Annotated in this window: 28 protein-coding genes; 15 read left to right on the top strand and 13 right to left on the bottom strand. The window is 30.1% G+C overall.

Annotated elements, in window-relative coordinates; all coding sequences use genetic code 11:
* Positions 1-106: 106 nt before the first annotated feature.
* Entirely contained in the window at positions 107-517 is a 411-nt protein-coding gene (locus GWI68_RS19950) for a hypothetical protein (RefSeq protein ID WP_166541411.1), read from the bottom strand.
* Positions 499-753, bottom strand: coding sequence for a hypothetical protein (locus GWI68_RS19945; protein ID WP_166541410.1), 255 nt, complete (start codon positions 751-753; stop codon positions 499-501). The genes GWI68_RS19950 and GWI68_RS19945 overlap by 19 nt, the downstream gene beginning before the upstream one ends.
* Before the next feature lie 202 nt (positions 754-955).
* Between GWI68_RS19945 and GWI68_RS19940 the strand changes: the two genes are divergently transcribed.
* The 3 genes from GWI68_RS19940 to GWI68_RS19930 all read left to right on the top strand — a co-directional run bounded on the left by GWI68_RS19940 (position 956) and on the right by GWI68_RS19930 (position 2,473).
* The gene (locus GWI68_RS19940) at positions 956-1,111 is read left to right on the top strand and encodes a hypothetical protein (RefSeq protein WP_166541409.1); all 156 of its coding nucleotides are present in this window, start codon (positions 956-958) and stop codon (positions 1,109-1,111) included.
* 546 nt (positions 1,112-1,657) lie between these two features.
* A complete protein-coding gene (locus GWI68_RS19935) occupies positions 1,658-1,999 on the top strand; it encodes a hypothetical protein (protein ID WP_166541408.1) in 342 nt (113 codons plus the stop codon).
* Positions 2,000-2,251: 252 nt separating this feature from the next.
* Positions 2,252-2,473, top strand: a complete 222-nt coding sequence (locus GWI68_RS19930; RefSeq protein WP_072070432.1) for a DUF465 domain-containing protein — start codon at positions 2,252-2,254, stop codon at positions 2,471-2,473.
* A 166-nt stretch (positions 2,474-2,639) separates the two neighbouring features.
* On the opposite strand, the gene GWI68_RS19925 is transcribed toward GWI68_RS19930, so the two are convergent.
* Together GWI68_RS19925 and yedE are read right to left on the bottom strand one after the other, a co-directional pair.
* Positions 2,640-2,891 carry a putative Se/S carrier-like protein gene (locus GWI68_RS19925; RefSeq protein WP_166541407.1) on the bottom strand — a complete coding sequence of 84 codons (252 nt, stop codon included), beginning with the start codon at positions 2,889-2,891 and terminating at the stop codon, positions 2,640-2,642.
* Positions 2,881-3,966 (bottom strand): YedE family putative selenium transporter, encoded by a 1,086-nt coding sequence (gene yedE / locus GWI68_RS19920; protein ID WP_166541406.1) that lies wholly within the window; start codon positions 3,964-3,966, stop codon positions 2,881-2,883. The genes GWI68_RS19925 and yedE overlap by 11 nt, the downstream gene beginning before the upstream one ends.
* A 924-nt stretch (positions 3,967-4,890) precedes the next feature.
* On the opposite strand from yedE, the gene GWI68_RS19915 reads away from it, so the two are divergent.
* From GWI68_RS19915 to GWI68_RS19905, 3 genes are all read left to right on the top strand, one after another.
* Positions 4,891-5,172 (top strand): DUF5339 domain-containing protein, encoded by a 282-nt coding sequence (locus tag GWI68_RS19915; RefSeq protein WP_109408622.1) that lies wholly within the window; start codon positions 4,891-4,893, stop codon positions 5,170-5,172.
* Between the two features lie 487 nt (positions 5,173-5,659).
* Positions 5,660-6,076: a hypothetical protein gene (locus GWI68_RS19910; protein ID WP_109408623.1), complete on the top strand. Its 417-nt coding sequence runs from the start codon at positions 5,660-5,662 to the stop codon at positions 6,074-6,076.
* A 42-nt stretch (positions 6,077-6,118) separates the two neighbouring features.
* Positions 6,119-6,364 (top strand): hypothetical protein, encoded by a 246-nt coding sequence (locus tag GWI68_RS19905; RefSeq protein WP_109408624.1) that lies wholly within the window; start codon positions 6,119-6,121, stop codon positions 6,362-6,364.
* A 43-nt stretch (positions 6,365-6,407) separates the two neighbouring features.
* On the opposite strand, the gene GWI68_RS19900 is transcribed toward GWI68_RS19905, so the two are convergent.
* Both GWI68_RS19900 and GWI68_RS19895 read right to left on the bottom strand, forming a co-directional pair.
* The gene (locus GWI68_RS19900) at positions 6,408-6,947 is read right to left on the bottom strand and encodes an AAA family ATPase (protein WP_109408625.1); all 540 of its coding nucleotides are present in this window, start codon (positions 6,945-6,947) and stop codon (positions 6,408-6,410) included.
* A gap of 211 nt (positions 6,948-7,158) precedes the next feature.
* Positions 7,159-7,917, bottom strand: coding sequence for a hypothetical protein (locus GWI68_RS19895; protein WP_166541405.1), 759 nt, complete (start codon positions 7,915-7,917; stop codon positions 7,159-7,161).
* A 361-nt stretch (positions 7,918-8,278) separates the two neighbouring features.
* Between GWI68_RS19895 and GWI68_RS19890 the strand changes: the two genes are divergently transcribed.
* The 4 genes from GWI68_RS19890 to GWI68_RS19875 all read left to right on the top strand — a co-directional run bounded on the left by GWI68_RS19890 (position 8,279) and on the right by GWI68_RS19875 (position 10,938).
* Complete coding sequence (locus GWI68_RS19890) at positions 8,279-8,476, top strand: ParD-like family protein (protein WP_036937502.1); 198 nt, start codon at positions 8,279-8,281, stop codon at positions 8,474-8,476.
* 12 nt (positions 8,477-8,488) lie between these two features.
* Positions 8,489-9,265, top strand: coding sequence for a type I methionyl aminopeptidase (gene map, locus GWI68_RS19885; protein WP_109408627.1), 777 nt, complete (start codon positions 8,489-8,491; stop codon positions 9,263-9,265).
* Positions 9,266-9,542: 277 nt separating this feature from the next.
* Positions 9,543-9,887 (top strand): antiterminator Q family protein, encoded by a 345-nt coding sequence (locus tag GWI68_RS19880; RefSeq protein ID WP_166541404.1) that lies wholly within the window; start codon positions 9,543-9,545, stop codon positions 9,885-9,887.
* A gap of 187 nt (positions 9,888-10,074) precedes the next feature.
* Positions 10,075-10,938: a triacylglycerol lipase gene (locus GWI68_RS19875; RefSeq protein WP_166541403.1), complete on the top strand. Its 864-nt coding sequence runs from the start codon at positions 10,075-10,077 to the stop codon at positions 10,936-10,938.
* An 86-nt stretch (positions 10,939-11,024) separates the two neighbouring features.
* Here GWI68_RS19875 and GWI68_RS19870 read toward each other — a convergent pair whose 3' ends face one another.
* Positions 11,025-11,459 (bottom strand): hypothetical protein, encoded by a 435-nt coding sequence (locus tag GWI68_RS19870; protein ID WP_166541402.1) that lies wholly within the window; start codon positions 11,457-11,459, stop codon positions 11,025-11,027.
* Positions 11,460-11,759: 300 nt separating this feature from the next.
* On the opposite strand from GWI68_RS19870, the gene GWI68_RS19865 reads away from it, so the two are divergent.
* A complete protein-coding gene (locus GWI68_RS19865) occupies positions 11,760-12,497 on the top strand; it encodes a phosphatase (protein ID WP_166541401.1) in 738 nt (245 codons plus the stop codon).
* A 66-nt stretch (positions 12,498-12,563) separates the two neighbouring features.
* On the opposite strand, the gene GWI68_RS19860 is transcribed toward GWI68_RS19865, so the two are convergent.
* The 5 genes from GWI68_RS19860 to GWI68_RS19840 form a co-directional block, all read right to left on the bottom strand.
* On the bottom strand, positions 12,564-14,162 hold the full coding sequence (locus tag GWI68_RS19860) for a methyl-accepting chemotaxis protein (RefSeq protein WP_166541400.1): 1,599 nt from the start codon (positions 14,160-14,162) through the stop codon (positions 12,564-12,566).
* A 696-nt stretch (positions 14,163-14,858) separates the two neighbouring features.
* The gene (gene nqrE, locus GWI68_RS19855) at positions 14,859-15,458 is read right to left on the bottom strand and encodes an NADH:ubiquinone reductase (Na(+)-transporting) subunit E (protein ID WP_109408632.1); all 600 of its coding nucleotides are present in this window, start codon (positions 15,456-15,458) and stop codon (positions 14,859-14,861) included.
* 329 nt (positions 15,459-15,787) lie between these two features.
* Positions 15,788-16,339: a class IV adenylate cyclase gene (cyaB, locus tag GWI68_RS19850; protein ID WP_166541399.1), complete on the bottom strand. Its 552-nt coding sequence runs from the start codon at positions 16,337-16,339 to the stop codon at positions 15,788-15,790.
* Positions 16,340-16,517: 178 nt separating this feature from the next.
* Positions 16,518-16,898, bottom strand: coding sequence for a DUF2628 domain-containing protein (locus tag GWI68_RS19845; protein ID WP_166541398.1), 381 nt, complete (start codon positions 16,896-16,898; stop codon positions 16,518-16,520).
* Positions 16,899-17,208: 310 nt separating this feature from the next.
* Positions 17,209-17,643, bottom strand: a complete 435-nt coding sequence (locus GWI68_RS19840; protein ID WP_109408635.1) for a universal stress protein — start codon at positions 17,641-17,643, stop codon at positions 17,209-17,211.
* A 701-nt stretch (positions 17,644-18,344) separates the two neighbouring features.
* Here GWI68_RS19840 and ftnA point away from each other — a divergent pair.
* The 4 genes from ftnA to GWI68_RS19820 all read left to right on the top strand — a co-directional run bounded on the left by ftnA (position 18,345) and on the right by GWI68_RS19820 (position 20,978).
* Positions 18,345-18,848, top strand: coding sequence for a non-heme ferritin (gene ftnA, locus GWI68_RS19835; RefSeq protein WP_072070414.1), 504 nt, complete (start codon positions 18,345-18,347; stop codon positions 18,846-18,848).
* A gap of 452 nt (positions 18,849-19,300) precedes the next feature.
* Positions 19,301-19,693, top strand: a complete 393-nt coding sequence (gene copC / locus GWI68_RS19830) for a copper homeostasis periplasmic binding protein CopC (RefSeq protein WP_166541397.1) — start codon at positions 19,301-19,303, stop codon at positions 19,691-19,693.
* Positions 19,693-20,589: a copper homeostasis membrane protein CopD gene (copD, locus tag GWI68_RS19825; RefSeq protein WP_166541396.1), complete on the top strand. Its 897-nt coding sequence runs from the start codon at positions 19,693-19,695 to the stop codon at positions 20,587-20,589. The genes copC and copD overlap by 1 nt, the downstream gene beginning before the upstream one ends.
* A 47-nt stretch (positions 20,590-20,636) precedes the next feature.
* Positions 20,637-20,978, top strand: a complete 342-nt coding sequence (locus tag GWI68_RS19820) for a YebY family protein (protein ID WP_109408638.1) — start codon at positions 20,637-20,639, stop codon at positions 20,976-20,978.
* 304 nt (positions 20,979-21,282) lie between these two features.
* On the opposite strand, the gene GWI68_RS19815 is transcribed toward GWI68_RS19820, so the two are convergent.
* Complete coding sequence (locus GWI68_RS19815) at positions 21,283-21,525, bottom strand: DUF1480 family protein (RefSeq protein WP_072070409.1); 243 nt, start codon at positions 21,523-21,525, stop codon at positions 21,283-21,285.
* Between the last annotated feature and the right edge of the window lie 203 nt (positions 21,526-21,728).

Below are 21,728 nucleotides of genomic sequence, written 5' to 3'. Positions count from 1 at the left end.
ATATATATAATAATATATCTTAGGTGGGTTATTTGACTTATGGTATTTTTTATTTTAAAAGAAACACCATAAGATAAAGATAAGAGAGTAATATAATAGCTAGTTATTATATTTTAGGTGTTCTGTATACTAAAAGAGCAACAAATATAGCCCATAAGAAACTGATGACTTTGAACCATTTAGGATATTTTTTTTGTAGAGAAAACCAGCAAAAAACAAAGGGAACCCAAAAAGTGGCAACTGCTAAAATGGCAAATTTTGTTTTATAAAACCTTTTTGCTTTGAATTCTTTTTTAACTCTTTTCTCAATTTCTTTACTATTTCTTTCTACTTCAGCTCTTTCACTATTCCATGATGGATATTTATTATCTAGCCAGCGTGTTATCCCAAATAATGAGGTGGTAATTCTATTCTTTGCATGTTGACTAGTGTCACCAGAATATCTAATTTCTTGAATAATTTGAAAAAATGAAACAGTAAGCCTGAGAAACTCATTGTCTAATTTCTCATAATGCAAAGGTTTATCAGAGTGGGGCTTTTACTTTTTTTCTCTGATCTTTCAAAACAACCGATCATTGTAGTGACTTCATCAATAGCTTTATCTGCAAATTTATTAAATTCTATTTTTTGAATTTCTTGTGGTGATGGCCCATCATCAGAAAGACTAATACTGTATGTAGTTCCCAAACCAGGAAAAATGGAGTTTCTTTTTCTTACATTGGCTTTTACGGTTCTTTTGGGATTTAGAAACATGAATAATACCTATCTATTTTCTAATTTATCATAAGTATGTTAATGTTTTTTCTAAAAATAAACAATGAACTATATTGCCAATATCCTATCGATAACGTATTACTAATTATCTTTAAATGATGATTTTGTAAAACCGTGTAAGTCAGACCTTTCTGTTACTATTTTGTGCCAATATTTTCTCTTTTATAAATGGGGAATTATTATGTCTACAATGAAAACAGAAGTTATTATTATTCGTTTAACAAAAAAAGAGCGTGCATTATTGGATTCAATAAAAACAGCGCCACTACTTGCAGATTGGATGAAAGAGTTAGCACTTTCTAAATTACAAGAGCAGGATCTTTTACCTAATAAATAGTTATTGATGCCGGCAAAAAAGGAGTTGGTCGGCAATAACCACTTTACTATTTTTAGTATAAATTTAAGGGTTACTGGAAACTGTTCAAATCATATAAAATTAAAACATTTTTGATTAAACCCATTGATTTTACAGTTTAGTATTTTTGAACAAACTTAAAGAGGTTTGAAGCTATAGTAATGAAAAATAATATCGATCTATTCTTCATAAAAAAGCCCAATGTGGCGGCATTGGGCTTAGTGACTCAAATAGATGGGTATAAATAACTATTAGAGATCACTACAAATATAGAGAATTTATATTTTATGAGTTAACAATAAGTGCTTTTTTTTCAACAAAAAATGCGGTGATACTGCTTTTTGTCTAGTTTTAAGGTGAATTGGTGTTTTTTTATTCTTTTCTGTTTGAATTTATCTGTTTTTTGTATCTAGCTGTTTGAATAAATTAATGCTCGTTTTTATGGTGTTAGGTGCATAGTAGCAAACTCGTTATAATCCTGTCTGGGGAAAGTGCTTTAACTGAGCTCATTTTTAATTTTGGAATATGATGATAAATAAAAACAAGATATTACATATTGTTGAACAACAAAAAAGCGTATGCAAAAAATATGGTGTCTTACCTGAAAACCCGGAAGAGATGGTAGCAATTGCTTTAGATACCTTAAATTTAACGCCTATCTATGGAACACGTATAAAAAGATCTAAAGATGGTACGATAAGTTGGTTTTTTTATTGTGGCGAATATTGTGAAAGAGATGATTTTTACCAGGCATTACATACAGAACATTTAAACACAGTGTTACCTGAGGTAATGAAATATCTTTATCTTCCTGAAGGATATAACTTTATTATTGATAGAGATGGTTATGAAGATATTTGGTCAGAATAGGAAAAATTAACTAAGTATTGTTCCTTTTTATTTACTTAAGTATAAATAGCTTTATAAAGCTATATAACTCAATGCATTACGTATAAAAATCATAATTAAAGTGTTTAATATAAAAATACTTAGTAATTTTTAAATTAGAAATATTAATTGATGTTAGTCTTATTTTTAACATAAAGACAATGACAGGTTAATCAGTTTGAGTAAGACTTAAAATAGTACTTAATTCACAATTAATAAGGAAGGTAGCTATTTATGTTTCCAGAATATCGTGATTTAATTTCAAAGCTTCGCCAAACAGACCCTCATTTTCGCGCTCTTTTTGATCAACATAATGAACTTGACCATAAAATAGTAAGATTGGAACATAAGGATAGAAGAGGGTATGGTGAAGAAGTTGTAGAGTTAAAAAAACAAAAATTAAGACTAAAAGAGGAAATTCATCAGATCCTCAAAAACCCACCAGAAGAAGAATAGCAAATTATTATTTTATAAATAGTTAAAATATTGAAACCATCCTTTGTAAATCTGGGTGGTTTTTTATATTTGAATAATACAATAAGTATAATCACTAAATTTTATTTGATTAATGAAAGGCTACTCATGTAGCCTTTCATTGTTGAGCTTTCAATAATATCTTACTTCAAGTTTTATCTTGCCATAGGACATCAAATTGATCTGAATTTATTTTATAAATAACTCTAATGTTATCATTAATATAATGCTTATAAGTTTCATTATTAGAAAAATAAACAGATACTGCTAATTCACACTCAGAAGATAATTTTCTTGGTGCATCAATTATGCTTGAGAAAAAATTATCCTTTTGGAGTTGATGGTGAAGTTTCTTGACTGCATATTGTTCATGAAAAAGGAATAAATAATTATGCGTCATTTTTATTAGTCTCATGGTGGTTTATTTTATTTGCGGCATAAGTATAAATAACACCAACAATGAATGTAACTAATAGACCAATAATAACAACGAGTTTGCCATTATCTGTAACACCTGCGGGGCTTGAGGCATAAGAGAAATTATGAGCAAAAGCAGCACCTACTAACATACCTAATACACTAATTGCAGCATCGGAATTGCCTTGCCCTGCATTGGCAAGTTGGCGTAATGGACAACCAGTAATAAATACACCACAAAGGCCTACAAGCACCATAGAGAGAAAATTCCATAGTCCATCACTATGAGCAATTGGTTGATTTTCAAACCCAAGATTAAATTTGCCTAAGTAGAGATTACCTAAGAGTACAACAAGTGTTAATGCGATTACCCCAAGCGCCATATTATAGTTACGTGATAAAAAGACATGTTTTGCCATTCCAATAAAACAAAACCGAGTTCGTTGAATAATAAAGCCAATAATAAGTCCTGCAATAATAGACATCCATATTGGAGCATGACTTGCGCCAGGGCCTTTCACACTGGAATTAAAAATATCACTATTCCATAAGAATAAAGCAAACAGGAATACGCATATAACTGGTAAAATAAAACCTTCTACAGGAGATTGTCGATAATTTCTGGGAAGGGAAAATCCTTTTTTTATGAATAAGCTTCCGATACCAATTCCGATTATTAATCCAACTAATCCTATTACTGCGTTTAAATCTCCCGCACCAATACGAAGTACCATTCTTAATGGACAACCTAAGAAAACTAAGCAACCGACCATCATTAAAAAGCCCAATGTAAAACGAATAATTGGCGCTGATCCAGCTTTTGATTGAAACTCTTTGAATAGTAAAGCAGCTACAAATGAACCGAGAATAAAACCGAATATTTCAGGACGAAGATATTGTACTGTTTCAGTATTATGTAATCCCATGCTGCCTGCACTGTCACGAATAAAGCAAGCAACACAAACACCCATATTAGGGGGATTTCCGTTAATACCAAGAAGTAAAGCGATAGCACCAATAGCAATTCCAGATATAATTAAAACCCATTTTATAGACATTAAATGCCTCCGTTGGTGGGGGAACCCCCTGACTAATAGAACCTATTAAGTACGGGCAACTATATATAAGAATGAAGCATGATTCTTTTATATAGATCACGGCAAAATTAATAAACCATATAAAAACAAAATTTAAAAGTTTAAATGTTAATTTAATTAGCAATAAGTTAATAATAAATTAAATAAATTGTTGTATATAATTGTTGTGAGAGTTAAATTTTAAATTGATACAGAAATAATTAAAACCAATTTACTTTATTTTTTGTGTTTCATATGTATTTGTAATTAAGAATAAAAATTTTGATAATTACCTATGTTTTTTTGACATAATAAGAAGATGGGAGTTTTTGAACTAAAATATTTTCGATCTTTTTGAAAAACTTATCATTTTCTGATCCGTAATAGTACGGTGAGAAAGGGTATCCTTCATTATTTAAATGTCGTCAATAAATTTTTCGTCATAAGCTTGGGTAAGAAATGTAAACCTATTTATTGATCTCTTACGTAACATTCCTAGTTCTTTAATTCCATTTTCAAGTAGAAGATCATAATGAAAGTTATCGCAAGCGTACCAGTCTATCTTATCAATTATTATTTTTACCTATATTTTTTTGTGGGTATTATTTTATCGAGCATTATTTTTATACGAGCTTTATGATTAAAAAATTAAATTCTTAATTAATAAGAATAACACATTAATTTAAAAGGAATAATTTAACATATAGAGTTAATGCTAAAAGTGACAAGCTAATTTTCAATTATCATATTTTGATTTTATTTATTATTCTAATCATTATTAGATGAAACTTTATTTTTTAATTAAGATAATACTTATCCCCATTTTACTATTTTTTGAGATAATGCCGACTTAAGAAAAATAATAGAAATTACTTTCTAACTGTTAACAATACTTAAAGGATATTTATGAAAAAGCTTATTTTAGCATTGGGTTTATTATCAATCTCTTCTGTTGCTGTTTCTGCTGATTTATCTAAAGCATGTGAAGACTATTTTAAAGAAACAGACTCTTATGTTGAGTTAATGGCAAAAAATGATGCAACTAAAGCTCAAGCTGAAGCAATGAAAGCACAGTATGCTCAGGCGAAAGAACAATTTGCAGCATTACCTACAGATGTTCAAGAAAGTACTTGTAAGCAAGCATTAGATTCTTTAGAACAAATGAAGAAAATGTCAGCAGGTCAATAAAGTATACTGCGCATTATAAGCCTTATATTTTTTAATAATTATAAGGCTTTTTTATTTTTTATTTTTTAAATTTTAAATAATTAATTATATCTTGGTTTTTATTACCTTCCTCTTTTAAAATTACACGAATAGATAAAAACAATATAATTTGAGTCTATTTTTTAATAAAAATGCTTTTACTGATATTTTTTATATTTTTAAAATTATATTCAGGTTAATTAGGTGGTTATATTACCCAAGAAGTATATGTAATTAATATAGATTAAATTGAACCATATAAAAAATGAATTTATATGAAGTATATTGTTAATTTTACTTATGTGGTTATAAAATTTTATTTATTGCTTTATTTTTAGCTCGATTATTTATTGGTTTTTATTTTATAAGACTATTTTTCTTTTTTTATATAATTAATAAAAATTATTTTGTTAGTAAATGTTTTTTATGGAATAATTATTTACTCCTATTTCTTATTGATATTTATATTATGCATTACCCTTTATTTTTATTATTTTCTATGTTCATTATCGCTGGATGTAGCTCTAGCAAAGTAGCTCAAGCTAAGTTTTCTGATATACATATTGATAATCCTGAAGTTGATAATTCTCACATTGATAGTAACGCAGTTAATAATAACTTGGTTTTTATGTTAGGGAAACAGTCACGTTTTGAATTAGAGGTACAAGAAGATAATCGTAAATTCGGACAACTTTTTAAAGTTGGTTTAAATGAGCCAAAATCATCAGTAAATAATCAATATATAAATAATGAATACTCAACAATGAAGCCTATTCAAAAAATAAGCTTTACGATGCCAGTTCCTGAACCTATTTGGAATGAAAAAAAACAAACAGTTGAATTTAAGTGGATACAAAAGCCACATTATACTTTTGATGCTTATTAATACTGTCATATCAATTTATAATTTAATTTTATACGGAAAATTATGCGCATAGTAATCACTTTATTGTTATCTTTTCTATTATTAGGTTGTACAACTGATAATGTGACTTTTAGTACAGGCAATTCAGGGAGTCATAGGATAGGTAGCCCGGTGTGTTCTACATTAGTTTGCGGTAAAAACACTCGAACGCCAGGGGAACAAAAAGCCATTAATGAGGCAGTTCATGAACAACAACGGGCTATAATGCGAGGGGAGAAACCAGATCTAAAAATTATAGCTTCTTACTAAGTATTTATTATTATCTATGCCAGTAATATCTTACTGGCTGATATTAAATCTTATTGATAATAAAATTAGTTCTACTCTCTATTGCTAATCTAGGTAACTCAATCAAACTATAATTATAGTTTTTATAAACTTCTAGCATTGCTAAATAAGTTTCCTCTGCTTCTTTAATTGTTTGTTTTCTTTCTTTATCCTGCGTATAGATTTCAGGCCAAGGTGGGGCAATAAATACATTTGTTGAATAACGAAATAACATTATTGCATTGTTAAGATGTTTGGGAATGGGTAATCCACACAATAACAGATAGCCTGCAATATCGGGAAGTCCTCTATCATAGAAATAGGGAGTTTCAGCGTTGGCTGCTTCATGCCATGAACGCAATTCCCAACTTAGCATTAATTGTGCGAAAGCTTCAGGATCGATCCATGGTAGCCCATTACCTTTGATAAGAGTTTGATCTTGTATAATGGCTCTACCTGCCTCTAAAGAACAAGAGTAGCCTTTATTTTTAAGTGCATTAATTAACGTACTTTTTCCTGAACCTGGGCCGCCTGTTAATATAATGCGATATGGTTTTTTAGACATAACAATTCCTAAAAATTTTTATTGTTAACAGAATAAAAAATGAGGTTTTTTTGAAGGGATAGAGAGAATGAGAATAGTGAAAATGTAGTAATAAAAGATAAACTCTAGGAATAATAACATAAAAAAATAAAAATTATAATTAATATTTTCTAAATAAAAAATAGTGTAACTAAATACACTATTTTTTATAAGAGATAATTAATGGTTAATATTAGGGAATACAAGGATCTGGTGCATAGTTGTTATCCTTTGGAAAAGGATTAGGTAAATAGCTGCATTTTTTCATTATCTTTTCTGGTCCCTCTTCTGATTCGAAAAGAGCAACACCTATTACGCCTATATTTCTTTTATCACCTTGTACATTATAATTTACATACCCTTCATCTGGTAAGCTGAAGCGAAATGCAGCGACTTGTTGGTCATTTTTCCTAAATCCTTCAATAAATAAAGTTTCTCCAGATCTTAATAAATAACCTCTATTTTCGTATGAGCCTACTGTACCGCTAATAACATCTAATCCATCAACAGTAATGATTGCTTCATATATTTTTCTTGAACTGGTGTTATGTAAGAAAATAATATAACGTTCATTCTCTTTACCATATAATAAATATTGATTATTTTGTGAATAATAGAGAGGAATTATATTTCTAGATTCAGTCAGGATAGATATCTGTACGGGACTCTCTTTAATACGTGTAATTTTTGAGTAAGAACTAGCGGGAACTCCGCTCTGATAATATATTGATGTTGTTTGTGAAGGTGTTTGTGATAATCGATGGGCCTCAATGCTCTGAGTTACAGATAATAAGTTTTCTCCCCATTTTGTTGAGAGTGCTTTATTTTCAGTTTGTTCATTAGCGACGCTTAAACTTGTGCGATAATTTCTCTCAATTGTTGTGCAACCTGAGATTAATATTAAAAGACTGCTTAATAGCGAAAGTAAGGTAATTTTTTTGAATGGATTCATATTATTGCTTTCCTTAGTATTTATACGAAATTCGGTTCTAAGTTTTATTAATATTAAACTAACGCTTGTTTTCTAATTTGTCTCTCAGCTAATTCTGAGGATAATGCACTTAAAAATAAATATCTTTAATTTAAGATAACAAGAAATAAAATATCAAAAACCATTGAGCATTTTGGAATAAATGTATTGAAATATAAAAAAAGTAAAAAATACGACCTTTTGTTTTGGTTGTTATTTACTCTTATTTTTTTATTTGAGCATTTTATGCCTATGGCAGCACTAAATAGCAATTGAAAGCATCGGTAATTGATTCTACTATAGAACGTATATGTTTTATTATGATCTGTATATAAGGATTGGCGTGGGTATTGTAAAAATCTCTGATGAGCTACATGAGTATTTAAGAAAGGCAAGCAATGTAATGTCTCGCTCGGTTAATGCTCAGGCTGAATTTTGGATAAAAATTGGTATCCAAGCAGAGTTAAATCCAGACAAAACGTTCCCAATGATTATTAACGAAATGCTGGAAAAAGAAGCTATCAAGCAACAAGCAGAATAAGAGGAAAGGAATATGGATAAAATAACAATCAAAACGTCTGATGAAATTGAATTAATGCGCGAATCTGGACGTTTATTAGCACAAGTTTTTACAATGCTTGATGACTTTATTGTACCAGGTGTTTCTACATTAGAAATCAATGATAAAGTGGAAGACTTTATTATTAATGAACTCCACTCAAGACCAGCGAGTAAAGGCCAGTATGGTTACGAGTATGTGTTAAATACGTCAATTAATGAAGTTGTCTGTCATGGTGTACCAAAATCGGATGAACGACTGAAAAGTAAAGATATTATTAATGTTGATATCACATTAGAAAAGAATGGATTTATTGCCGACTCTAGTAAAATGTATATTATGCCAGAGGCATCTCCTATTGCGCGCAAATTAGCTAAAACAACATATCAAGCAATGTGGGAAGGTATTAAAGAAGTTAAACCGGGAGCAACATTAGGTGATATTGGCCATGCTATTCAAAGCTTTGCACAAAGCCATGGATATAGTGTTGTAAGAGAATATTGCGGACATGGCATTGGTAGAGAAATGCATGAAGCACCACAAGTCTTACATTATGGTATTAAGGGGCAAGGTATTGAATTGAAAGAAGGCATGACTTTTACGATTGAACCAATGATTAATCAGGGTGGTGCTAAAATAAAAACTAAAAAAGATGGTTGGACTGTGGTAACGAGAGATAAAAAATTATCGGCACAGTCGGAACATACAATTTTGGTTACTTCAAATGGATACGAAGTACTGACTTTACGACCTGAAGAAACATTACCGTAATCGCTGATATTTCATATGGCTGGCTATTTTAAGAAAAACACAGAATAAAATTCTTTATAACTTAAAGATAATCCGATTCTTAATTAAAATAGCTAAGTCATATTTAGATTTTTCATATCCTCTCATAGTTTCAACATTCAATTTCATCGCTTTATTAAATCCAGTTGTAAATTAAACTTTTGTCATTATATTTATAATACCTATTAATAATTAGATAGGTGTTTTTAAATGATTGCTGGATGCGATTATCACCATATGAAAAAATAAGGATGTTAATATGAGGAATATTTCAAAAATACTTGAAGAGTGGGGAGCATGGGTTGCTAATGATCATATTGCTGTTTACTTTTTAAATAAAAACAAAAAAGAAATTATCCCGGAAAAAATAAAGCAACGAAAACAATGTTCTCATCATAAAGCAAATATAATCAATGATTTAATGAAAAGGCTTATGAAGTATAATACAGAAGATTATCAATTACTTATTAATTATTATGTTTTTGGAAAAACTTTTATTGAGCTTGCAAAACATGAAAAATGTTCAGATACATATATTGGGAAAAAGTTAAAAAAAGCAGAAGGTTTGATAGAGGGTATGTTGATTTTTTCAGATGATGATTAAAAAATATAAAATTTATAAAAATAAGGCTTTACGATCGTAAATTTTAGATTATTCTAATAATCACTTATGACAAATGAAGTGTCAAAATATGATGTCATATTATAAATATTGTATTTTACCGATTGTTGTAAGTATTGCTAATAGGATGTTTAGCAATTAATTAACTTAACCCCAAGGAGTGGAAAATATGTCAACTACATATCCAATTATTTTAGTTCATGGTTTATCTGGTTTTGATGATATCGTCGGTTACCCTTACTTTTATGGTATCGCGGATGCATTAGAAAAGGATGGTCATAAAGTTTTTACAGCATCTCTTTCTGCATTTAATTCTAATGAAGTTCGTGGTGAACAACTTTGGGAATTTGTGCAAAAAGTTCTTAAAGAAACGAAAGCAAAAAAAGTCAATTTAATTGGTCATAGCCAAGGCCCATTAGCTTGTCGTTATGTTGCTGCAAAACATGCTAAAAGTATTGCTTCTGTTACTTCTGTTAATGGTGTAAATCATGGTTCAGAAATTGCAGATTTAGTACGACGCATTATGCGCAAGGATAGTGTGCCAGAATATATTGCTGATGCAGTCATGAAAGCTATTGGCACTATTATTTCTACATTCTCTGGTAATCGTGGCAATCCCCAAGATGCTATCGCTGCATTAGAAGCATTAACAACTGAAAATGTAACTGAATTTAATAAGAATTATCCACAAGGGCTACCTGAAGTTCGTGGTGGTGAAGGTAAAGAAATCGTTAATGGCGTGCATTACTACTCATTTGGTAGTTATATTCAAGGACTAATTGCGGGTGAAAAAGGTAATTTACTGGATCCGACTCATGCCGCAATGCGTGTATTAAGTGCTTTTTTCATTGAGCGCCAAAATGATGGCTTAGTTGGTCGAACGAGTATGCGATTAGGCAAATTAATTAAGGATGATTATGCTGAAGATCACATTGATATGGTTAACCAAGTTGCAGGATTAGTAGGACGAGGTGAAGATATTATTGCGATTTATACTAATCATGCCAAATTTTTAGCAAGCAAAAAGTTATAATATCTAATAACAAGATTTGTGGATTATAAAATAATATAAACTAATGGCTCTAATTTTTATTAGAGCCATTTTTATCTTTAGTATTATCAATTTGTGTCTTTATAAACGCTAACAGAAATCCCATAACCTAATAAATAAAGAGCTTGTTCTAAGCTATCAACTTTTGATGATTGATTAATTTCAAGTAGACGTTCTATTTGTGCGCTAGTTAAATTCATTTTTCTTGCAAGGTCTGATTTTTTTGTTTTAGTTTCTAGCATGGCATTATGAAGCGCGATTTTCAAACAGCTGATGAGTGGTAAGTAAACAATAAAATCGCCTGGTTGTGCTTTTGATGGAGCAGGAATAGGCATTTTACTTGAAAGAAATTCCTCAAGGCCAACATGCAAAATATCAGAGGCTTCTAGCTCAATATCATCTTCCGTGTAAGCAACAGCGTGTATATTATCAAAATCACGATAAGTAATTTCGTAGGTTTCACTTTCTTCATCAAAATAAGCGACTGCGGGATAGTTGAACATAATTAGCCTTTGTAAAGTTAAAATGAAAAAGCATTATACAATGTATTTTCAGAATTATTGTGTATAGTACTAAAGTGAAACATTAATTATCTAATTGATATTAAATAATATGTTGAAGATTAAAGCATATTTATTGAAGTTTATCTTCATTTCTTACTAATGTAAGAAAAAATAGACATAGCAGCTTATAAGCTATTTCATATTTTTGTTATTGTAGCCCATCGATTTTAGGTAGATCTTATATTTGAAGAAGAACCATCTTATAGATGATCATAGCGCTTTTTTATGAAGGAATTATTTATGTATCCCGTTGATTTACATGCTCATACAATTGCCAGTACACATGCTTACAGTACGGTGAGTGAATATTTTCAGCAAGCTAAAAAGCAGGGAATTAAATTATTTGCAATTACTGATCATGGTCCTGATATGGATGATGCTCCTCATGAATGGCATTTTTCTAATTTACCGGTGATCCCCCGTATGATTGATGGTGTTGGGATCCTTTATGGTATTGAAGCAAATATTAAAAATATTAAAGGCGAAACGGACTGCAGTGAAAAAATGAGTAAGAAATTAGATATAGTGCTTGCTGGTTTTCACGATCCAGTTATGAGTTCATTGGGTATTGTGGATAATACAAAGGCTTTAATTGCGACAATAACAAGTGGCGTTGTTCAAATGATAACTCATCCTGGAAATCCTAAATACCCCATTGATATTGCCGAAGTTGCCAAAGTGGCTGCTGCTAGTAACGTTGCTTTAGAAATGAATAATTCATCATTTATTCATTCTAGAGTAGGGAGTGAGAAAAACTGCATAGATATAGCTAAAGCAGTTCGTGATGCAGGTGGATTGATTGCACTAGGATCTGACTCTCATATTGCTTTATCATTAGGAAAATTTGATCGAGTATTAGAAGTATTAACTCAAATAGATTTTCCCGAAGAACGTATATTAAATATGTCCCCAAGAAAAGTTTTAGATTTTTTAAAATCACATGGGAAGAAAGAGATCTCTGAATTTAGCCATTTTTGATACTTTAATATATGAACAATAGAAAGCTATCTTAGGATAACTTTCTATTGAATTAGTTAGCATTTTTTATTGATGAAAAACAGTTAACTCTTGTTTTAATTGGTTTGATTGTGTCTGTAGGGAATCTAGTGAATTAACTAGCTCCCTTGTCATTGTGGCATTAGCTTGTGTTGTTTGATCTAATTGGTTTATAGCATCTTCAATTTGAGCAATACCATTACTTTGTTCATTAGTTGAGATAGAAATATCGTGGATCATTTCATTGATATTTTCAGTATGTTTAGAAATATCCACCATATTATCGTTTGCGTCAGCGGCTAATTGAAAACATTGGTTTATTTTTTTACTTGAATTTGCAACAAGTACTTTTATCTCTTTTGATGCTAAATTACAGCTAATGGATAATTCACGGACTTCTTTTGCAACCACCGCAAATCCCTTACCATGTTCACCTACTCTAGCGGCTTCCACAGCGGCATTTAACGCTAACAAATTAGTTTGAAAGGCAATATTGTCAATTGTTGATGTAATATCATTAATTTGCTCAGAGAAAGAGACGACTTCATGCATATTTTCAACTACGTTAGCTAACATTTCATTACTTTGATGGATCATAGAATCTGTTTTAGTCACAAGTTCACATGATGCTTGGGTATTTTCTGCATGCTGTTTTGAGGTAACACTTAGTTGTCTTATCCCTGCGGATGTTTCAAGTACAGCTGCTGATTGTTGTTCAACGCGAATAGCAAGATTATTGTTCATAACAGAAATATCATTTAATTCTGAATTGATAAGGCCTGAACTGCTATTAATGTTATTAACTATCTGCTTTATTTGATCTCGCATTTTTTCAATATTTTTAGTGAGGATGTTTATTTCAAATAGACCTTTTGTCGTGACATTAGTGGCTAACTCACCATTACTGATATCTTCAATATTCTTCATAATGGCATTTAGAGGTGAAATAAAATTTTTTCGTAATACGACTTGGACTAAAAAAGAAAAAATAACAATGAGGATTGTAATTACAATTAAACTATAAATGATCCTATCATACAGTAACTCACCTTCATTTAATGATGCAGTGTAATGGCTTTGTAGCTGTTGATGATAGTTGATGTATGCTTGTTCAAAATTATCTTGGTAGGTTTGTGTCGGTTGATTTAAATACTCGTATGTTTTTCCTTGTTCTAAGAAGGCTAAAAATTCAATTAATGCAGCATTAAGTTCAGTATACTTTTGTTCTAATTGCTGAATATAGCTTTCATTCTTAATATTATGAGGAATATTTTTAAAACTACTCCAAGCATTTTCAACACTTTGAAGTTTTTCTTTAGTTTGTTGTAATAAAGATGAAATATCAGTATTTGCGGTGGCCATTTTATTAATAATTAATAAATGTCGAGAGCTTGCTCTATTTAAGGTATTACGAGTTTGTAGCAGATTTTCCCAGGTGTTACTTAGTAGTGATTGTTCAATGTAGATATTGTTTAGTGTGTTTAAGTTTCTCTTGTAATCATTTACAGATGAAAGAAATAAAACAGAGGCTAAACCAAGAAGTAAAATCAAGGAGCCGGTTATAAGCCAAACTAAGGTGGTTGTTTTTAAATTCGACATATTAAAAGAGACGTTTGGCAAATAACGTTGTTTGAAGTTCTTAAACATGAATAGTTATTTCCTTTTTTATAAAAATACAACTGTGCAATTTATTGATTTTTAAGTTTTATTTTTACTTCCTGTAACTGGTATAGACAAAAAATGACTAAAAACGAGTAAAGTTATGTTTTTAGAACACTCTTTGATTTAATGCCATATATCCTTTTGATTTTTTCAAATACTAAAAAAGAGTATCGGCATTTTATAAATATTCTTTATGGTTATTTATTGTTCTTATTAATAAATTTTTCAAATGAATTCCTTGGTGATGTAACGTGTTGATTTTCATTAAATTTAATTTAAGACTTAAAATTTGAAAAAGTAAAAAGATGACATAAAAAATGTTGTTTTTAATAACTAATTGATAACCTGTTGATTTGTTATTAATTTAATGTGAATTGATAGTTTGTAATTTAAACAATTAGATTTTAATAATGTAAGTGATTCTATTTATAAAATAAAAAAATACTTATGATATAAAGAGCAATAAATAAAATTAGTTTTTCTTTTATTACAAGCATAAATAAGAAGTATTTATGTGATTGTGCGAGTTAAAATAAGTAAGAGGAAATAGGGGGGTTAGGAAGAAAATAGATAAAAATACTATAAACGAAAAATGTGAGCTTTCCGTTTATAGTTTATGTTGTTTTTTCAATAAAATTTATGATGTATGAAAATTTGAATTAAATGATATTAAATGTTTTTTTAAAGTGAAATACCGGAAAATGACATAAAACCTAATGACATTAATCCTACAGTGATAAAGGTGATACCTAATCCTCTTAATCCTTTAGGAATATCTGAATATTTCATTTTTTCTCGTAGGCCAGATAGAGCGACAATTGCTAGTAACCAGCCTACGCCACAACCTGCACCGTATATAACTGATTCTGAAAATGTATAATCACGCTCAACCATAAAAATGGTGGCACCAAAGATAGCGCAATGAATAGTTAATAAAGGCAAAAAAATCCCTAATGAATGGTAAAGTGAAGGGATAAATTTATCTAAAAACATTTCTAATATTTGAACTAATGCGGCTAAAACACCAATAAAAGTAATATATCTTAGAAAACTAAGATCGATACCTTCCACTAAAACATCTTTTTTTAAGATAAAATTATAAATTAAGTTATTGATTGGAGTAGCAATAATAAGTAAAACAGTGACCGTGAGTCCTAGTTTTAATGATGTTTTCACTTCTTTTGAAACAGCAAGGAAAGTACACATTCCCAAAAAGAAACTTAATGCCATATTCTCAATAAAAGTTGCCTTAATGAAGATATTAAGGTAATTTTCAAGCATAACCCCTCCTATTAGTATATTTTTTTATTAATTCTAATAAAAACATAGCATTAATATAAGTGGTATTGCAAAAATATCTTTTAAATCGGATCTGAATAGCATTATTAGCCTAAATCTGAATGTTATTAAAGAGAAAAAAAAGAAAAAATTTTAGAAGCTCTCCAAAAAAATAGTATTCAAGTTTAAACTTGTATCAAGGGAGGTTTTTTCTATTTTTTACTACGTGGGGTAAATAATCTTGGGAAAGATAAAACACAGATATTTAGGATAAGGTTATAATGTCGGTGTTTGAACAAGTGATAGAAAGAATATCTTTAATTTAAATTAGGTTATCTTTTTAAGCTATTTAACATAAGTTTTTTATAGTTATTTTTTTCAAGATGTTTTTCTGTAAGCCCAAACTGTGCTGCTAAATTTTGTAATTGTTTCGTATAGAGAGGCAGTTGACTTTGATCGTCAGTCATAATAGCGAATTCTGCAAATGAACCTAGATTATCTAATTTATCAATGGTGATATGAAACTCGTCTAAAAAATAGATTTCTCTTGATTTGGTATAATTGAGAATACAATGGTAGCCTAGTGTGATAAACATGGAGACTGTTTTTTCTGCATCTTCTATGCGTACTGCTTCACATTGTGATAAATCAGGGCCTTTAACGATAAGAAGGTTTATGCCTGAAGGTAACATTTTTCTTATACACAAGCTTATGTTTGATGTCGGGAACTTGAGATTAGAATGTTCCATATACCAATCTGTTTCTTGGTTATTAGGCGTAAATAAGATTGCACCAGCTTTTTCTAATGCTGCAATAAATTTTTCTGGATTTTGAAGGTGATATTTTAGTTCTGCTTCAAATTTACCTTGAAAATGATTCGACATGATTTTTTCCCTGATTTCTAGTTAACGCATTATAGCATTGACTAGAATTTTCTCTGGTTAGGAAAATGAATCTTTATGACAAAAGTAGAAGGTACTGTAGTGTTGTTAGTAAAAAGGATTTGAGGAATATAAAAACTAAAGAGGTAATTACCCCTTTGATATTATTGTAGAAAAACTATTATAGAACCCCATCAAAAGGATTCCAGCTTTGATCATTCTTGGTTTCTTTTAAATAATAAGCATAGTTAGCTGTTATTGCCCATAAAATATTAATGGCAATACCGACAGCATTGATTACACCATTATTGACAGGGAAGAAACCGATAATAGTAAAAATAGCAATGTTAATGGCAAGTAATGTTAATGCTTTACGCCATAAACCTAAAATAAGAAAATAAATAAAACCAAAGAAAAAGGCCCAGATATTCATTCCAATGAGAATACGTTTACCAAAGGATAGTTCTTTATAAGCCGCTTTAAATTCAGGAGTTTTAGGTGAGCCATATTTATCAAAAAATGAAAAACGCTCTTGCCATTTTTCAGAGTACTCGTTATTCATGTTAATTCCTTTTACCGATATTGATTACATTTGGTTTTCATAGAAAGAAAAGTATCTTTACATAAATTCACATGATCAACAATATAAAAGTATTAATAGGTTGTTAATATATTTATATATTAATCATTAATACACCTTTTTCTTCTTGTTTTTTAATAATTATCTTATTGTTTAAAGATATATTATTAATAATTACTCTCAAAAATAAGAATGATAAAATAAAATATTATTTTCACTTCATTTTACGGAATAAAGAATAAGAAATCTGGTTTATGACTTGTACCAGATTTCTTATAAGGGAATAAAGTAATTAACGGACAACTAATACTGATGATTCAGCATAGCTAACAACAGAAGATGCAGTAGAGCCGAGGAGGTAAGTTTTCATGCCGGGGTTACGAGAACCGATAACAATCAACTCGGCTTGAATTTTTTTCGCCGTTTCTAAAATTTTATCGCGTGGATTACCAATGGAAATATAAAACTGAGAAGTACTGTTAGAAATCTCAACATGCGATAAATTTTCTTTTAACGTAGATAACGCAATTTCAATACGTTGTTTGTCACTTGCGAGTCGGTCTTGGCCTGCAAATGCAAACCCAACAAAAGATTCATAACTTGGGATCACAGATAAAAAATGAATATTCAGTTTGTCAGCGACAGACAATGCTTTTAGATGAGAAACAACCTTGTCTAATAAACCAAGCTCTGTAAAATCAACGGGTACTAACACTGTTTTTGTCATAGTGGCTCCTAATTAACCTTTATTATGATTAGGGCTTTAATACTAATTTTTTGTACATACAAATATGAGTTACCTACTAATCTTATCAGCCAAAATCAAAAACTGTATAAAAATTAGAAATATTTTTATTTTTTGAGAGTTGTGTGTTTTTTTTACATGCAAAAAATGAAAAAAATCGTAGTAATTTAAGAGGAAGGGACACAATGGAGTAAACTAGAAATAATTGCTGATAAAATAGGTTAATTAACAGGTGATAATAAAGTTTTTTTACAATCGTATTAAAATAGATATATAAAAGAAGAGTGGCTATAAATAGATGTATATATAGAGATGTAAATAAAGTAAAGAATTAAAAGTAGAAGATAATAATTAAATTTTAGTACTTTGTTTATATTTTATAAAAGTTAAATGCTTTGATTGGCTAAAAATAATTAAATTAACCTTATTAATTTAATTTTAAACAATAACCAATTATTACAATGTGTTACGGTAGTGTTGGTTTTTTTTGTTGCCAATGATAATAAGTAGCATTTAACTTTTATTAAAATAACAAATTTATATTGCAAATGAGATTGGTTTTTATTTTTGTTACGCATTAACTAATTAAAAAAATAAACAAACTCTATTTAAATAAGTATATTTTTATTTTTAATTGTGCATAATATCTCTAATGTTAATTTTCATCGCAAAGGACGTAAAATATGTTACATCAAGATATGATTAATAAATTGAATGAACAGCTAAATTTAGAGTTTTATTCAGCAAATCTTTATTTACAAATGAGTGCTTGGTGCGACGATAAAGGATTTGATGGTGCAGCTAAGTTTTTAAAAGCACATTCTCGTGAAGAAATGGAGCATATGCATCGCTTATTTGATTATTTAAGTGATACAGGTGCGATGCCTTTACTTGGTGCAATTGAAGCGCCACCATCAGAGTTTTCATCACTCTCTGAATTGTTCGATAAAACTTACGAGCATGAAAAACATATTACAGCTGAAATTAATAAATTAGCTCATGTAGCAATGACCACTCAAGATTATTCAACCTTTAACTTCTTACAATGGTATGTTGCAGAGCAGCATGAAGAAGAAAAATTATTTAAATCAATCTTAGATAAATTAGCAATGGTTGGTGATAGTGGTAAAGCTTTATTCTTGTTAGATAAAGATCTGAATACATTATCAACATCTGCACATGTCTAATTATTCATAAAGCTTCAGATAATAAGTTAATAAATGAATCATTACGCCCTGCTATAAGTGAATAGTAGGGCGCTTTTTTATTCTTCTATCATTACCTCTCTTTCTATTCATGCCTTTTATCTCTTCCTTTACTAACACTGTCTATCTTTACTAACACTGTCTATTTTTTATCCTGAATGTGTTTTTGGATGTTATTTATACAGGGTATTTATTTTACGTTTAACTTAATTTGGTTATGTATTGAACTGTTTAGACTGTCAATGTGGGTATTATATTTTTTTAAAGTGTAAAAATGGGTGATATTTGAAACAGAAACTGCTCTAAATAACATATATTTTGAGTGCTAGTTCACAACCTTTTATTTCTAATAAGAAGAAGCGAAGATCTTGACGTAAATTTGCTATAAAATATTTCCATAAATAAAAAAATCACCTGTAATTTAAGAGGTTATTATGTCATTAAATACACTTAAGACATCTTGGGGTAAATTATCAGCCATTGCGGTTTTATTCCTAGGTATGTCGTATCAACAAGCATTAGCTCACGCACATTTAAAATCACAGTTACCTGCAGAAGGCGCGGCTATTGAGCAGTCACAAGCACCTAAAGTTATCACACTAGATTTTTCTGAAGGCATTGAACTTGCTTTTAGTAAAATTAAAGTATCAAATGCTGAAGGTAAAGAAATCACAGTAGGAAAACTGAGTTTAGATCCTGTTAACAACACTAAATTATTATTACCTTTAGAAAGTGATCTGGCTGAAGGCAATTATTTAGTTGATTGGAATGTGGTTTCTGTTGATGGGCACAAGACAAAAGGTTCTTATCAATTTAGTGTAAAATAATGACACCTGAAGACGTTTATATTTTATGCCGTTTCTTTCATTTTGTGGCAGTCATGTTTATGTTCGGACTGAGCTTCTCGGCTGCCATTCTTGCAAAAGATAAGTTTATTCCTCTTATTCAAGTCCGTTTACGCCCTGCATTAGCCATCAGTACTATTACAGTTTTTATTACGACTTATCTATGGATGGCTGTGCAATCTGGCATTATGGGTGATGGGTGGGAGGATGCTTGGTCACTTGAAATATGGAAAGCGGTATTAGGTACTTCATTTGGTCAGGTTTGGCAATGGCAGTTGATATTAGCAACTCTTGCTTTAGCTGTATTATTTATACACCAACGCTATATTCGTAATTTTTCTTTATTAATAATTGCGTCAATTATGTTGATCCTACATGCGTCTATCGGACATGGTGCTATGTTTACAGGATCAGAAGCAACCTTTTATAAAGTTAATCAAAGTATTCATCTTATTAGTGCCGCGTATTGGTTTGGTGGTTTATGGCCATTTGTTGCTTGTTTACAATTTTTGCGTAATAAAGATGAGCTTGCAGAAGGGATGATCAAGCCAATTATTGGCACAATGAAGAGATTTTCATTATTTGGTCATGTTGCTGTTTTATTAGTTACCATCACGGGTGTTATTAGTGCTGTTATGCTCATTCCAGGGTGGCCAGCAATACACCTATCATCAGAATATCAAAGCATGTTATGGCTTAAAATCAGCTTAGTTATGCTAATGCTAGGTTTGGCTGTAATTAATCGTTATGTTTTGGTGCCTCATATTCGTAAGAAAAATAATTTTCAGTGGTTGCTAATTAATAGCTGGTTTGAACTATTACTTGGAACTATGGTTATTTTTACTGTTGCCATCTTTGCGATTAACTCACCTGTATAGATTGTTATATAATCGTAAAAATCTAATTTATTAAGTGAGATATAAACATGAAACGTTTTATATTAGCGGGAATGTTAATGCTTTTCTCTTTTCAAGCATTTTCTGCTCCAATTTCCACTGTCAGTAAGCTTCAATTTGGTGATGATTGGCCATTTACACGAGAAGAGGTAATGCTTAATTGCCGTGCTGATGGCGCTTGGTTTGTGATTAATCCAGCAACATTAGTTCAGTATCCACTTAATGAAATTGCTATGAAACAGATGGAAAGTGGAAAAGTTAAGGCGCAGCTAATCGATATTATTTTACTTCCAGATCCTAATTCTCCTGAAAAGAAAAAATCAGTAGAAGCTATTCAAGGTGCATTTAAAGCACTTTGCGAAAGTAATTAATCAAGTGATTAATAATTGAAAGTGGAATTTTTTATTTCTATTTTATTGATTTAATAAATAAATTTCACTTGAGATTAATTTTTGAATAGAAAAGAGTGTGCGATTGATTTGTTTACTGGATATTTACATATTGTTAGCTAATATTTAACAGTAGGTTGTGAAATAGAAAGGTCTGAGTGAGTCCTCGATTTTTTTGTTTACGCAGTAATCAGTAATTACTTTTTAGCGCACGGCTCGCAATGAGCCTTTTCCCTAAGCCAGATAAATGATTTATCTGGCTTTTTTTATGTTGTTTTAACATCTCTTATGCCACTTTTAAGATCCAATGGTGGTTTTCTTTGTCATAAGCATGGCGATAAAGCAGAATATTTTTATCTTTCAATTGAGCCGGAATGCTCGTGTTTTCATCCCATCCATCTAGTTGCATGCAAAACTCTGTATCATAATCACATGGAATATGAATATAAGTTAATTGATTATCAGAAGAGTGTTTCAAAGTAATATCTTCAATTTCATAGCAAGCAATTTTTAACGTTGTTTTCTTCATATTATTACTCCTGCTTAGGCGATGTTTTGTTGTGTTCCGTTATGTTTTGTTGGTGGCATTTATTCTGAATAATGCTTTTCGACCAAACAAAATTAAGCATAGTATAAATGGAATTCATTTCCAAAATATATTTCACAAATAAAAAAAGCGGATCATTTTTTGTGATCCGCTTTAAATAACTAGTAGGAAATAAGGGGGAATTA

This window comes from Proteus sp. G2669 (assembly GCF_009915245.1).
GTDB lineage: Bacteria > Pseudomonadota > Gammaproteobacteria > Enterobacterales > Enterobacteriaceae > Proteus.
The sequence above is the reverse complement of the archived record's forward strand: the minus strand, read 5'-3'. Positions and strand labels throughout refer to the sequence as shown.